This is a genomic window from Halalkalicoccus jeotgali B3 (genome assembly GCF_000196895.1).
GTDB lineage: Archaea > Halobacteriota > Halobacteria > Halobacteriales > Halalkalicoccaceae > Halalkalicoccus > Halalkalicoccus jeotgali.
Window position 1 is genome coordinate 287597 of record NC_014298.1, and the last position, 14434, is coordinate 302030.

The following is a 14434-nucleotide window of genomic DNA, read 5'->3' on the forward strand; positions in this document are numbered from 1 at the left end:
TAAGTAGTTGTGTGAGGTGTTTGCACCGCTTGTAGAACTCATTGAACATGAGAAGGAAGCAATCAGTCTAGGTTCCCGAGAATAGTAATCCATACAAGTCCTGTACACAAACCAAATATTTATTGTTGAAAACTGTCACTACTCGTAGATAGTCCGGAGAATAAACGAATCGATATCGACGCCACAGGCCGATACTTTTGAGGACTCCTCTACTGCCCCGATTTCAACCAGATAATCGATTGCATCATTGAGTCGAGCTTGAATCTTTTCACCTCGTCGAGTCCAACCGAACTTCCGTGCTGTTTCTAACACAAGGTCGTCACGAGACATTGCGATGCCATTCTCGAGAAGGATATACGCACCCTTTGCCAGCTCTTCATGGGGGATTTCGTCGACCGATCGTTTGTCTATAGCTGTATTCACACGTACTGGCACCTCATCCAAATGGTTAGCCCAGAGGAATCCGTTCTCGTGTACCAACTGTTGTCCTTCGTACCGGGAACGAATCTGATCTAACTGGCGCCGCATGCGTTTTCCGACACGCGCAAACTGCCATTGGCTAACGAGATGGAGGTATGCATCATCGTTGGCTATTGGGCCATATTTTTCAACGATATCTACCAAGTCATTACCGAGGGTTCTACGGGGGATATCATCGAAATCACGGTCTCGATATGTTTGCACCTTTGGCGCTGAGTACTCCTCAAAGAGAGGTGTCCCCCCGTCCTGCTCGAGAGACTCGACCGGTTCGGCTTCCTCTTGTTTAACGGGTGCGTCGACAGGGGGTTCCTCTGTTATACGACCGGTCTCTCGTAGTTTGCTTACTTTATCGGCAATAGATTGTAGTACCTGCTCGCGATTCGATGCCCAGTCAGGCGACCAAATTCGGTGAATCGTCCAGCCGAGGTCCTCAAGAATCAGTTGTCTCGTACGATCACGATCGCGGGCTGTCTTCGAAGAGTGATATGCTGCGCCATCACACTCGATCCCGAGTATGTACTTTCCTGGTTTCTCTGGATGTTTGATAGCAAGGTCAATACTATATCCAGAGCTTCGAACCTGCGTTACAACATCGTATCCTTGCTCTTCGAGCGCTGTGTATACTGATTCTTCGAAAGAAGAATCGAAATTCAGCGTTTCAGTTGCTTGCCTCTCTTCAAGAAGTGCTCGCTTCCCCTTCTTCGCATACTCTAAATATGCCTTGAAATCACGTACACCACGGGCCTCGGTTCTAGTCGTATCGATATCACCTGGCTGCAATGACGAGAATACAATCACACGCTCTCTGGCACGTGTGATTGCAACGTTGAGTCGTCGTTCACCCCCATCATTGTTGAGGGGGCCGAAGTTCATTGTAATCTTTCCAGATTGATCGGGCCCATATCCTACACTGAAGAGCATTACATCACGTTCGTCACCCTGAACTGCCTCGAGATTCTTGATAAAGAACCCCTCAAGTGCGTCGCTTTCATCGACAAAACTGTCAAGAACGGGATCGTCCCGACGTCGCTCTTCTATTAAATCTCGAATCGCACGTTCTTGGGCTTCGCTAAATGCAACTACACCGAGACTGCGACTGGAGTACTCTTTGGCAAATTGGCGAATGTAGTCGACGATCCGACGGGCTTCTGGCTGATTTTGACGGGAACCTCCTCTATCATATATGCCGTCTTCAACGAACTCGAAGTCAACTCCTGTCGGTACATCTGGATCGTTTTCCGGAAACGTATTGAGTCGACCGCTGTAGTACCGTTGATTAGAAAACGTGATGAGCTCGTCAGTTCGGCTTCGGTAATGCCATCGGAGATGCTTTTCTGGTAGTACTGCCGCTGCCTCATCCAAGATACTTTCAAGGTCATCACGTACGTCGCTATCGGTCTCTGTATCTCCTTGGAAGAACTGCGTCGGTGGCAGTTGTTTCGTGTCGCCCGCGACGACAACTTGTTTTGCTCGAATAATACTGCTGACGGCATCTTGGGGCATGATCTGGGACGCCTCGTCGAAAATCACGACATCGAAGTCAATTGAGTCAGTACGGAGATGCTGAGCAACCGACAGCGGACTCATCATAAAGCAGGGCTTCAGACGGGTAATCATATTGCCGGCCTCCGAGAACAACTCTCTCAGCGGCATTCGCCGTTGTTGTTTTTCGATCTCTCGACGCAGTACTACCTGTTCGGAACTCGAGGCGTGTTCGAGATCGATTGTCGGTCGTCGCTGTGTGACGCGGTGCTGAATCTCGACTTTGGCCAGTTCCTGTTGTTCTTTGTCCAGTTGTCGAAATTGTTCTAGTGCTTTTTCGTGCTGTGAGGAATTGAAGTGGCTGAGAGAGGTTTGATCGTAGATAGCGTTCAAAAAATCCGTATAGAATTTCTTACGAAAACCATCGACGAGGTAGGATGGATCAATATCTCCCTCTAAGGCCGACTCAATGTAGTCCTCAACTATCGTCTCAGTAGCTGAATCGAGTAGTTGTGAGAACTGTACCCACTGCTGAAGTTCAGGTACTCTGTTTTCGAGCGCATGCAATTTCGAACTAAATGAATCGAAATCGGCGCTATCGAGTGCTTCACCACCTGATGTCGTTAGTGATGTACGATCGACAACGTCCTCGAAAAATGCGGACGCCTGCTTCCATTGTTGATTGAGTGATCGCGCTTCACTCAGGAGTTGTGCCGTGTCGGTAGTATCGTCCTGTAGTATGCGTACAACTTGCCCTTCTGTAAGTAAGGACTCCGATAATAGCGTATCGATCCATTCTCGAACCTCTAACACGAGTTCCCAGTTCGTCTCAGTACCTTCATACAGTTGTCTGAAGAACCGAGTAAGATCCTGCAGCTCGTCGATTTCGTCTTTACGCTGTTGAATGACCATCAACTGCTGCATGTCCTCTTGGAGATCCGCAGCAGAAGGTGAATAGGATCCTACTGTGTGTGCTCCGATCTGTTTTTTCAGCTGCCAGTATGATGGTCTAACGTATCGAGTCAATCCATAGGCGGCTACTGCTGAATGAAGCTCTTGCCCATCTTCCGAATAGACACTCTGTTCATAGTTCTTGTCGAGCTCCTCTCGCAGTGTGGCTATCTCTTGGCTCGTATCAGCAAAGTCCTGAAGCCGAGATTCGTTCTGATAAAATTTGGTAGCGAACAATTCTTCGGTCCATTGGATATCGGGCCGTGAATCAAGCCGTTCTAATAGTTCGATCGTATCCTTGAATTCCTGTAGTGAGGTTATGGTGATTCTGAGCTTGCTTTCAGCTTGTTCGCAGAAAGAAACTATCCTATCGAGTATCTCGAGTTGATTTTTGAGGCTTTCTCGCATCTTGTCGGCAGTATCAATACGCCACCGATCTAGTGTCGTATGACTCCACGGATGTGACGAATGGTTACGAAATTGTGTATCATACTGTGCAAGATCATCGAGAGTATCAATCGCCGTTTCTAATTCTTCCGTCGATATAGCAAGCGGATCGGAGATCGACCAAGACGGTGTTTGTACATCATTGAGGTTAGCAACGATCCCGTGGGCTTCGTACGCTGATGTCTCAATACCGCCGTATTTTCGTAGAAGAACCTCACCGTATTCATTGAGCTCCTCCCGTCGTTTCCGAAGTTTCCCTAACTGCTGAGGCCGGGTCGATGATTCCTTTATCTGCGGTGCGTTCAGTTCTTCACCTAGTGCCCGCAGTACATCATCTTTTGAGGCATGCTTACCATGTGCTGGGAGACAAAATCGCGCTAATCCAGCGTCACCGAGACGGTTTTGAACGACCTCAAGTGCTGCTTGCTTTTCGCTTACGAACAGTACCTGTTCTCCATCAGCGAGCTTTTCGGCGATAATATTCGCGATTGTTTGGCTTTTTCCCGTTCCTGGTGGCCCTTGGAGGACGAAACTCACCCCTTGTTTAGCGGCCTCGATCGCCTCCTGTTGGCTCGAATCGGCCTCAAGTACTTGGAAGGTGTCTATCGGGTCAACGGTCGTATCGAGTTCCTCTGCAGCGGGAACGCTACTCGCATCAGCGTTGAGATCGCTTGTATCCCCGTTGAGGGCGCGAATAATCGGATTCGACTTGATCGTACTTCGCTGCTCCTCGAGATCATTGTATAGGCTTAGTTTAGCAAAATCAAAAATGCCCAGAATGACTTCATTAGCGAGCGACCATCGACTTCGCCCCTCAATGAGATCCTCAATATCTTCGAAGCTTGCTTCGAGATCAGTCAGCTCAACCGTAGTATCAGCCGGTAATACGAGGCCAAATTCTGTCTTTAATTTCTTCCGCAAGGCTGGATTGATGATAACCTCGTCTTCAGAAGTAATCTTGTAATCATGGCGGTTTGGATTCGAGATGGTTTCCCGTTCAAGCGAGACCGAGACGAGAAAGACTGGAGATCGTAATTTCGTATCAGAGTAGTCAACGCTGAACCATTCAAGCATTCCCAGGGCGAGATAGAGGGAGTCAACACCCTTCTCTTGGAGATGTTTGCGTTGATTGAGAGAGATGTTGTAGAGCGAATTTTCGGTTTCTTTTGGATTCCGAATCGAGATGAGATCGCTATTGGGATAGGAGGCCTCTGTATCTGTACGCCCTGTCGATGGTTGCGCGTCGGCTTCTTCTGTATCTTCGATCTCGTTTAGCGATGTTTCGTCGGTGGAGTCTAATTCGGACTGGAATTCCTCGTCATTGGGCCTCCATACGTACAGTTCATTACCTGTAGCCAACTGATCGGCTACGGCTTTCCATTCCGTTTGTTTCGTCGGCAATGATTTAGTCTTGGTCGCCGAGAAATCGACCATATTATTGCGCCGAGTAAGGTCTAATACTTGCTCTTTCCAGTTATCGATTTTCTTATCAATATCAACATTCATAGACGACCCTGAATTACTATCTGAACCGACTGTCTCGGGAAATGTCTTGTATCTTGCGAAGAAAGAATTCGAGTTGCAAAGCACGGAAGCTGTCCGCCGTTAATTCATGCTGAAGTAACTGGAAGCTATGGTTCTGTAATTGTAGAACTATAGGGTGAGGATCCGATCGTTTCATGAGTGAGCTCTCTACTACTGATTCTCGAGTATTACTCACGTAGCCTTCTGTCAGCTGACTCCTGTGCAAGCGCTTGTACAAAGCGTTCGTGCCACCCGCTGATATCCTCTCCTGAGACGGCTCTCTCTGCTGTCGTCTCTGCATTGGTGAAGATCAACCGTAGCACACAGTCTCGACTTGAGTCGGCTTGTGACAGTGCACACGCATAGACGTAGAGTTGCGCAAAATAATGCTCAGCTACTGTCTCAAGATCCCGATCACCGAGTGTGTCCGTCTTATAATCGGAGATATAGTAGCAGTCGTCGGTTACCGTAAGATGGTCGATATCGCCGACTACCTGGCCAGTGGGGAGCTCGAGACGAACCTGATACTCATCGTAGGTTGCTTCTACGGGCAGTGTTGCTTCTACCTGCTCGATGTCTGAGACGCCGTACTGGACCTGGTTTTGCAGGTCCTTGAGAACTGTCGGCGACAGTTTGTCGGGAGTGTCGACGATCTGGGTCGGGGCCGCAGACCAATCGATGGTACTGCCAACGAGAGACAGTTCACACAATCGATGGACGGCCGTTCCGAATTGGGTCGGCGCCAATCCTTTCTTGGAGGACGATTCAGTGAGGAAAGCACTGTGCTCTGGCTCTGTCTCCGTCCGCGATTCGTCATGTGAAGAGTGATCCGAAACTAAATCACGGACGGCGGTTGCAGACAGCGCGATCCCTGCCGACGATTCAGGAGGTTCTGGAAGCTCGATATCACAGGCACGTTCGGTACTCGCTGACTCAGCCGGTCCAGCAACGGGCGTTGGCGGTCGGCGAACGGTATACTGACCGTCACCCAACAAGTGTGTCGCGCTGCCTGCCGTAGCGAGGTCCGAAAGGAGTTCTCGATCTTCGAGGAGAACCGGTTGAACGAGATCACGCCAACTGGAGGCTTGCTCGCCGGTATCGTACTCACCGAAAGTCGCCTCACTATCTGACCCGACGGTGTGGGTACTTGTCAACAAGAGGTGATCCCGAACGCGTGTCGTCGCGACGTATAGGAGACGCCGACTTTCGGCACGTAACTCCTGTTGCTGGACCGTTTTTGCGATCTCATAGTCCGGCGTTGCAGTGGTCTCAAAGCTGTTTGCTGGTGAGGGCCCCTTGATGCCGAGGACTGGCTCATCACCTACTGTCTCGAGATAGGCAAGCGATTGAGAGTATGAGCTGTTATCAGTAATCGTCGCCCGTTCGTTAACGCCGCGACTGAGCTCCGGCACGACGACGATCGGGAACTCAAGGCCCTTTGCGGAATGGACTGTCCTGAGTTGGACGCCGTCGATCGCTGCTGGAATCGTTGCTTCACCAGGGTCGTCCTCTTGGTCTCGCTCGCGTTCGATGCGTTCGACTACTTCACTGAGGGGGAGGGCGCTTCCCTCCTCCCACGTTCGGAGCTGCTCGCGGAACTTATTGACGTTTACAACGGCTTGCTCGGGTCGTTCGTCAGCACCGACGCTAATCAGATAGCCCGTATCGTCGATAATCTCTGAGAGCAGCGATGCCCACGTCGTGATTCGATCGCTTCCATCGAGCCCAGCCTGCTCTCGCCATTGCTTGAGTTGACCGTGAGCAGTTTCGAGGGCATTGTCCATTGTCGCCAGTTGCCTCCAGAGACATTCGTCCGAGTCGTACAGTACTGCGAGTTGCTCATCAGTGAATCCAAACAGCGGTGATCGCAACACACCGTACAGCGGGATATTCTGCGTGGGATCTTGGAGCACCTTGAGCAGGTTCACCAACGGCTGGATTTCGGATGTCTCGTAGAAGCCTCGGGCGCCAAAGCTGCTGTAGGGGATGTCGTACTCCTCGAATGCACGCTCGAATTCAGGGAAGCGAGTCCGTGTTCGAAAGAGGAGAGCGACGTCACGCGGTTGGGCTGCTCGATACTCGTCGGTCTCCGGATCATAGATCTGCGGTGGGTCATCGAACAGCTGTGTGAGCCGAGCAGCAACGCCGTAGGCTTCCCGCTCGCCCTTCGAACGATAGGTTCGCTCATCGAACCAACTGTTCTCGAGGCCAAGGGGAGCGACGTCTTGGTCCGTTTCCGGCACAACGAGATATTCGACCGTGCCGTCAATCTCGGTGCCCTCCGACCGCTCAGGCGTCAGCCACTGTGGACGTGCCTCGTATGGCTGGTACTCGTCGCCCTCCGGTTGGAAGACCTCCTCGAACAGTTCGTTGATGAACGTAAGGGGGCCCGATAGGGTCCGAAAGTTCCCGCTGAGCTGTTGGGCTGTTTCCGTGGAGTCTGGGTTCGCCCTCTTGAGACGATCGCGGGCCTCACGAAACATCGTGACGTCGGCCCGACGAAAGCGATAGATGCTCTGTTTCTCATCACCGACCAGAAAGACGTTCTGGCCGTCGAAATTAGGACCATCAGAGCCAGTCAGGAGCGTTACGAGCTCCCACTGGCGTGGATCCGTATCCTGAATTTCGTCGACCATGAGATACTCGAACTGCTCGCGAAGTTCATGGCGCGCTCGGTCGTGTGTCTCGAGGAAGTCGATCGTGCGTTCGATTAGATCCGAGTAATCCAGTGCGTGTTGGGCCTCTTTTCGCCGTGTGTACTCCTCTCGAACAGTCTGATAGAGACGGGCGATTGCGTAGACATAGGGTATCGAGCGTTCGATCGCGGCCCCATCAAAGCTCAGGTTCTGGTTCTCCGGATCGAGTGTATTGATCAGCGTCTCGCAGGCGGCTGTGAGCGCTTCGTGATCCGCCGTGCGGTCATACTTTTTCCAGCGACTCGCCGTGCCTGCATAGTAGGTTGCACTGGTATACAGCGTGCCATCTCCCTTCGTCACCTGGTCGCAGAAATCCAAAAAGAGCTGCTGGTAGGTCGCTGTCTCGGCACCGTCGATCGGTCCGTCCGGTAGCTGTGGGCCAAGCAGTTCGAGGGTCCTAATGCCGTCATCGGGTTCGTTAGTAAATTCGTAGTCGTTGGCTGCAAGCTCCCTGATGGTCTCGAGGGCCTCACACACCGCTGGTTGGGACAGAAGCGTGTTGACGGTTTCCGGGGAGAGTGGGCACGCTCGTTCGAAGACGGCCGCTACGTACTCTTCATGGCTCGTCTCGAGAAGTTGATTGGCCCACTCGTTGCTTTCGGGCCGCTCGTTGAGAAGCCCCGCGAGAAGGCTGACGAGGTCATCGCGCGAATACAGGCGTGCGAGACGTTCGACGTCGTCTGTGAGTGTTGCTTTTTGCGCGTCGATAGCGTCGGCCGCTCGGAGATGTGTGGCTTCATCGAGGATATACGCAAGAACATCCCGAACGGTCCGATCGATCAGCGTTACTGCCTCGCCGTTATCGAGCGTCTCGAAATCAGGGTGGACGCCGGTCTCGACGGCGTACTCTTCGAGAATACGGCTGCAAAACCCATGGATCGTGTGGATGTAGGCGTCCTCGATGTCGTCTTTGGCTCGTTGCCATCGATCATACGTTTCTGCGCTGGCCGATTCGAGTGCATCGTCGACAACGCCACGAATTTTGTCACGCATTTCGCTTGTCGCATCACGTGTGAAGGTGATCGTGACGATCTGGGTTGGGCTGAGCTCCGGGTATTCCGTGAGGATGTGCCGGTAGCGTTCCGTGAGCGTCGTTGTTTTGCCAGTACCTGCACCGGCCGTAATCGCAATATTTTGATCGAGGGCAAGTGCCTGTTGTTGTTCCGTAGTGAGTTCAAACTCTTTAGTTGCGCTTGCTTGGGCTGAGTAGTCTGTTAAGAGTCGCTCTTCATACGTCGAGGTATCATCACTCATCTGCCGTCACCTCCAGGTGCTCAGTAAGATCTCCCGGACGGGTGCCGTCTGGGACGTACACCGGAAGATCGTGGTTGTCAATCGCTTCGATCGCCTCGAAGCGTCGGTGGTGGCGCACATCACAGACGTCGCTGAACGCACAGTACTGGCATTTGGCAGTGTCTTCGCCGACGATTGCCGGCGAGAACGTCCCCGTCTCGATCGCTTCGGTAATTTCCGTAAATCGGCGGGGAGCGACGGTTTGGAGGAATTGGTCAGCCGGGATCTCGAGATTCGATTCGATCGTCTTTGGTAGCGACTGTTTGTGGGTGATTGTGGTCGGGGGCTTGACGATGCGATACCCAGCTTCGACTCGCTGGTGTGGGTCGCCGAGTTCGGTCTCGAGGAATCGTTCAGCGCCAAACGTGTAGGCCAGCAGCTGGAAGTCGATGCCCCTGATCACGTCGTTGGTATCTGCCTTGTAGGTCTTATAATCGAGCACACGAGCGGCGGCTGGCGTCTCCGTATCGAGGTCGATCCGGTCAATCAGTCCGGACACGGGAAGTTCGGTGCCGTCCGGTGTCTGGATGGGGCCTGCCTCTCCATCGAACCACTGCTCGAAAAACCGAGGCTGCCAGTCCCCATCGCGTTGCTCGCGACGCAGGAACTCGACCAAAAGCCCGGTACTTTCCTCATCGCCCTCGTCCGTGCCGAGGAAAAACCGGTTGTCCTCTGGCGGGACGATCCCGGTGAAGAGGGCGGCTAACTGCTGGCGGTCGAAGGGACTGCTGAACGATTCATCGCTGTCAGCGACGGCCTCCTTTCCGGCAGCATACAGACGCTGGCGAAGGTCTGTCTCATCGTACTCTGTGAGATCAACGCCGCCGGTCGTCTCTTTGGCGAGTTCAGTATAGAACCGTTCGAGGGTCTCGTGAACGACGTCACCGATTGCGAACCGTCCGGTGTCGGCTGACTCCTCGTCGGGTTCCTCGAGTTCGAACCCGTTTCGCAGATAGTATTTGAATCCACACTGCGCATAAGTGTTGAGCCGAGAGGGACTGTAGGGCTGTTTTGTGAGTCGATCACCGACCTCATCGAGTGACTCTGTAGGGAGCCGTCCATCATGGACCGATGGCCCCGGTGTGGCACGATTCGAGGCACATTCGGCGCCAGCACGACTACTCTCGATTTGGGCCGGGGTAAACGTCTCTGTTGCTGATGGCCCGTTGAGTAATTCCTCGAGTTTATCGGGTGGACTGCCGGCAAGGGCCCGCTGAACATCTTCACACGAACCACGTCGTTCGTCGGCGAGTCCAGACGTTTGTGTCACGGTGGCCGTTCGATCCAGTTCTTCGACGAGCGCTGAGGGAAGGATCTGCTCGCCGTCCATCGTCTCTTTGGGCGTCGTGATATGGACCGAGTCCGCATTGGAAACAATTGCTCCGAAGCGATAGCGGGCCAGCTCTTGGTGGCGATCTGCCGGGAGTACCCCGGCGGCATCGGCAATCTGCTGGAAGTATCGTGGTCGACTCTGGTGGCCCGGGAGGTTTTCCTCGGTTGCACCGAGTACGTAGAGTGCTTCACAGTCGGCCATCAGGGTGTCTTCAAGGCCAATGATCCGAACACGGTTTGCGTGGTGCTGTTTCGGGGCTGGAACCCGGACCCCCTCGAAGGCCTGTTCGATTTCGGTGAGGGGATCGTCGATGTCGAGTTCGTCGTGTTCGCAAATTCTGAGTAGCGACTGGAGGATCCGTTTGGCGCGACTGATCGCACGCCGTTCGTAGCCCCCTTCGACGTCCTCCGGGAGGTTCTCGACATTCGTTTCGAGCTTGAGTGTCTCAACGAGGTTTGCAATGCCGTGGATCGCTGCAGTGCCGTCGTTCGATTGGGCTCTCGTGACAGATTGCTGGATTTGCGTGAGTGTTGTGAGCCATTTGGAGCGGGATCGCCCTTTGAGCGTCTCGAGATCGCATGGTCGATATCGTCGTTCGAGTGCAACGAGTGCCGCAGTATCGATGTCCGAAAGGGAGACGACAGGGTTGGTGGCCAATCGAGTCAGAGGCTCGCTGGTCTCTTCGATACAGAGTGCGATGGCATCCTGTATTGCTCTACCAGCGTAGGTTTGCTCGAGAAGAATACTCAGACTGGTCGTATACTCGATTCCGTACTCGGCGAAGATATCACTGATTTGATCGCGATAGGTCAGCAGTCCCGGGGCGAGAATACGTGTCTCATCCGGTGATGGTCTCGTTGGATCAGCCAGCTGTTCGCGGAGTCTGCGGGCGAGATGGCGAACTTCACGGTCCGGTGTCGGTGCAGTATGCCAAGAGACAGTATCAGTCTCGACAGGTGGTTCGGTGCTGGCCGCATGCGTGTACATCCGGCTGACGGCCGTCTGAAGCTGGGTTTGGTCAGTTGATGGAACGTACTCTGTAGTGTATTCGAGTGGCTCGTACGCTTCGTGTGTTCGTGCGAGGTGTCGATCGGCGCCGTCGGTATCGATTGGGTCGGCAGTGTTGCCGTTTGTTGTCGGTAGAAGGATCGTGAGTGGGAATTCCTCAGCAAGGCGGTTGATGACGGCGACTTCCACTGGCGCTGGATCCGTATAGCCAGAAAGGATGATTGTCTCGACTGAGGGGAACGCTGTCGTGAGTGATCCCGACGTGTTCGCAAGTGATTCATAGAGCTGGCTGCGAGGCTGGGCGGCTGGATGAGCGATGAGATCTCGATATGTACTGTAGCGGTCGACTATCTCGCTGATCACGTCGATACGTTCTGACGGTAAATCGGTCGTCGAAAGGGCGGTCGTGATCGCGTCGGGCGTCTGGTAGCCCGCTTCCTCGAGTGCTCGAATGAGTTCGGAGACGAAGTTCGTATACTGGCGGGGCTTCTCAAAGTGGGAACTGTCAGCGACTGCTTGTTCGATGATTCGCTGGCGATCGAGCGTATCGACTTCCGGAATCGGAGCGATCAGTCGGTCATGTGCTCGCCGAACGACATCCGAGAGTTCACAGACCGTTAGTTGGAGTGGGTCGTGCTCAGTGTGCCAGTAGGTACGATGCGCATCGTGTTGTGCGGTATTTGCTTCGACGAAGAGGATACTTTCGGGGTCGTTTGCTTGGGGATTGATGCGAGTGAATGCTTCAGTGCGGAGGCGATCGAATGAGGGCCCGTAGAGGAGTGTTGGTATTGGCATTCTAGTCTGCGGTTCACGATAGTCGACTGGTCGGTATCGTGAATTATTGCGTTGCTATTCTCTGGAAGTATCTATCATAAATAGATGCTGGTGGGAAGAAGAATGTTTTCTGCTCTATTGATGGGAAGATAGCTATTGGATCGTTCTCGATGCTATTGATAGCCTAGCGATCGATCTGGAATGTGTCGGACAGTCGATCGAGGGTGAATTGATTCCGAAGTTTCGTCACTGTGTTTTGATTCGCGTACATGCCTGTTTCCCAATACGCCTCGTTCAGCGGTTGCGCATCGATCCATTCGACACCGACGACGTATTCACGTAATTCTGGATCAGCGGCGTTTTCATCCATTCCAGTAGCTTCAAGCTCACAGTCGAGAATCGGCCGGTCTTCGCCGTCAATCTTGACTGTAAATTCGGCCACGGGGGTTTTCTCTTGGGTGACGTTCCCAACGCCGACGTAGCCATGCTGTGGTACGTGAACGAAAACACGGTCGTCAATCGAAAGCTGGCCAAGCGTTCGACTGTACCACTCACCCTGCCCACCGGAGATAAATCCGTACCGGCGAGCATCACGCCATGAGCGATGGACTCCCTCACCAAAGGAAACGTAGAAATCCCGGCCATTCCACGACTCTCGTTTGCTGGGTGGTTCACTTGTCTCCTGTGGATCGATAAGCCATGTTCGGCCGATATACTCGCGGCCATCGTCTTCGTAGTAGTTGAAGCGGACCGCATTCACCGGTACGCTGTACTCTTCGGCCAAATACTCGATAATACGTTCGGTTGTCCTATCTAGTTCGGAAGCGACGATCGTGAGGCTGTGACTCTGGTTGATGTCTTCAGGAATATCTGGTGCCCCATCTGGTCGACTGGCACCGAACTGTTCGGCAAATGCTGTCTCAAACTCGTGGTCCGTGTCGAACTCATCGTAGATCTCGACGATATCCTCATACGTGAGTGTTCGAACCCAGGCTGCGTAGTCCAGTGCCTGTGCAACGACATCGCGGGGTGTTCGATCACGTTTGAGCTCGATAATATGGAGATCACCTTCGACGTCGATTCCTAAGAGATCGAGGCGATTGTTGCTTGCTGTGTGAACCTGCTGGCCAATGATGAGTAAGCGTTTTCCTAGGAGGTTTGGATCTTCGATAAGAAGCTGTTCTAACCGTGACTCACTGAAACGGCGAGTTCGCGGCAACACCATCTGACCCTCCTCGCGGTCGATATCCAGGACGCAAGCCCACTCACTGAGGGCACTCCTCCGGAGCGATCACTACCGACTCCGACTGGCTGTGAACTCAGTACACCTCAGGGCGACAGTCATCTGAGCACTGAGCACCGGTCAAACGCCAACTAAGTCCGGAGCTCGCATGCACGCGACCACAGTCACCCAGCGGGAGCGATCGCTCTCGACAAGCGACGCTCGACTCCCAGTAGCAACCACCGACCAGCAATGAGCAACAGCTCTCATCGATTCACTCCGTTCCGTCCAATGACTGACAACATGATGACCAGCGCACGTACCGCAGCCGATCTCAGTCAATCGAACACCCAAACCCTTGAGTCGCTATGTAACCACGTCGCGACGCTTACAGAACGCGTTGATGAACTCGAAACCAAATACGAACAGGAACGCGACCAGCGTCAGCAGCTCGAAACGTTCGTCACCTCACTCCTCGAGTTACGCGGCACGGACGACCCAACCGACGCCGACCTCGAGCAGATCTGGCTAGCCGGCCATCCGATCGGTGCGATGGTCGACCGACGCCAATGCGAAGTCCAGACGCTCCGGGATGACCTTGAGAAACAACGGGCAAACAACCAACTAACACAGACCGAGATTCCAGCCGAACAGACCCTGCCGATTCAGCAGATTACACGCACGTACCAGGTCGATCCGGACGTCCTGAGCGCAAACGAACGCCGGGCGGCGATCGTCTGGTCACACTTCCTCGAGACGTGCGAGCGCACGCCCTCGAAGTTCGTGCTCCCCTCGAGTTCCGTGCGGGATATCCTCGCGACCGAAGAAGGGTCCCGCCCGCACAGTGAGACAGTCTGCCGCGTGATCGACCTCGTGGACGATCTAGGAGAAATGCTCGTTGAGGAGCTAACCCGTAACGACCGCAAGACGCTGGTCATTGATCGCGAACGCTTTCAGGAGTTCAGCGACGAGCTCCAGGCGACCATCGAGACGACCCAGCCACATCAGGAGGTGGCCGAATGAACCTCCTCACCCATCACACTGTTGTGACGCCTGCGGGAGGTGCGAGTGTGACCTGACACCGATTCAAGACGCTCTCAATGCAGCCGAAATCGGAAATATCATTACTCCGGTGTCTCACTTTGCTACATACAGCGGTCTATTACTAGCGGGTCCGTTTCAGTTTCGTCGTGTTTTGTATGGAATTCCAAAGGAAACGGCTGG

Annotated in this window: 5 protein-coding genes; 1 reads left to right on the forward strand and 4 read right to left on the reverse strand. The window is 53.5% G+C overall.

From position 1 onward, the window contains the following. Window positions 1–138: 138 nt before the first annotated feature. From HACJB3_RS16000 to HACJB3_RS16015, 4 genes are all read right to left on the reverse strand, one after another. Window positions 139–4866: a DUF4011 domain-containing protein gene (locus HACJB3_RS16000; RefSeq protein ID WP_008414112.1), complete on the reverse strand. Its 4728-nt coding sequence runs from the start codon at window positions 4864–4866 to the stop codon at window positions 139–141. A gap of 206 nt (window positions 4867–5072) precedes the next feature. After that, the gene (locus tag HACJB3_RS16005; RefSeq protein WP_008414113.1) at window positions 5073–8834 is read right to left on the reverse strand and encodes a UvrD-helicase domain-containing protein; all 3762 of its coding nucleotides are present in this window, start codon (window positions 8832–8834) and stop codon (window positions 5073–5075) included. Further along, window positions 8827–12009, reverse strand: a complete 3183-nt coding sequence (locus HACJB3_RS16010) for a PD-(D/E)XK nuclease family protein (protein WP_008414114.1) — start codon at window positions 12007–12009, stop codon at window positions 8827–8829. Before HACJB3_RS16010 ends, HACJB3_RS16005 begins: the two co-directional genes overlap by 8 nt. A gap of 163 nt (window positions 12010–12172) precedes the next feature. Continuing rightward, the gene (locus tag HACJB3_RS16015; protein ID WP_008414115.1) at window positions 12173–13213 is read right to left on the reverse strand and encodes an endonuclease NucS domain-containing protein; all 1041 of its coding nucleotides are present in this window, start codon (window positions 13211–13213) and stop codon (window positions 12173–12175) included. Window positions 13214–13501: 288 nt separating this feature from the next. Between HACJB3_RS16015 and HACJB3_RS16020 the strand changes: the two genes are divergently transcribed. Further along, window positions 13502–14233: a hypothetical protein gene (locus tag HACJB3_RS16020; protein WP_008414116.1), complete on the forward strand. Its 732-nt coding sequence runs from the start codon at window positions 13502–13504 to the stop codon at window positions 14231–14233. The last annotated feature ends 201 nt before the right edge of the window (window positions 14234–14434 follow it).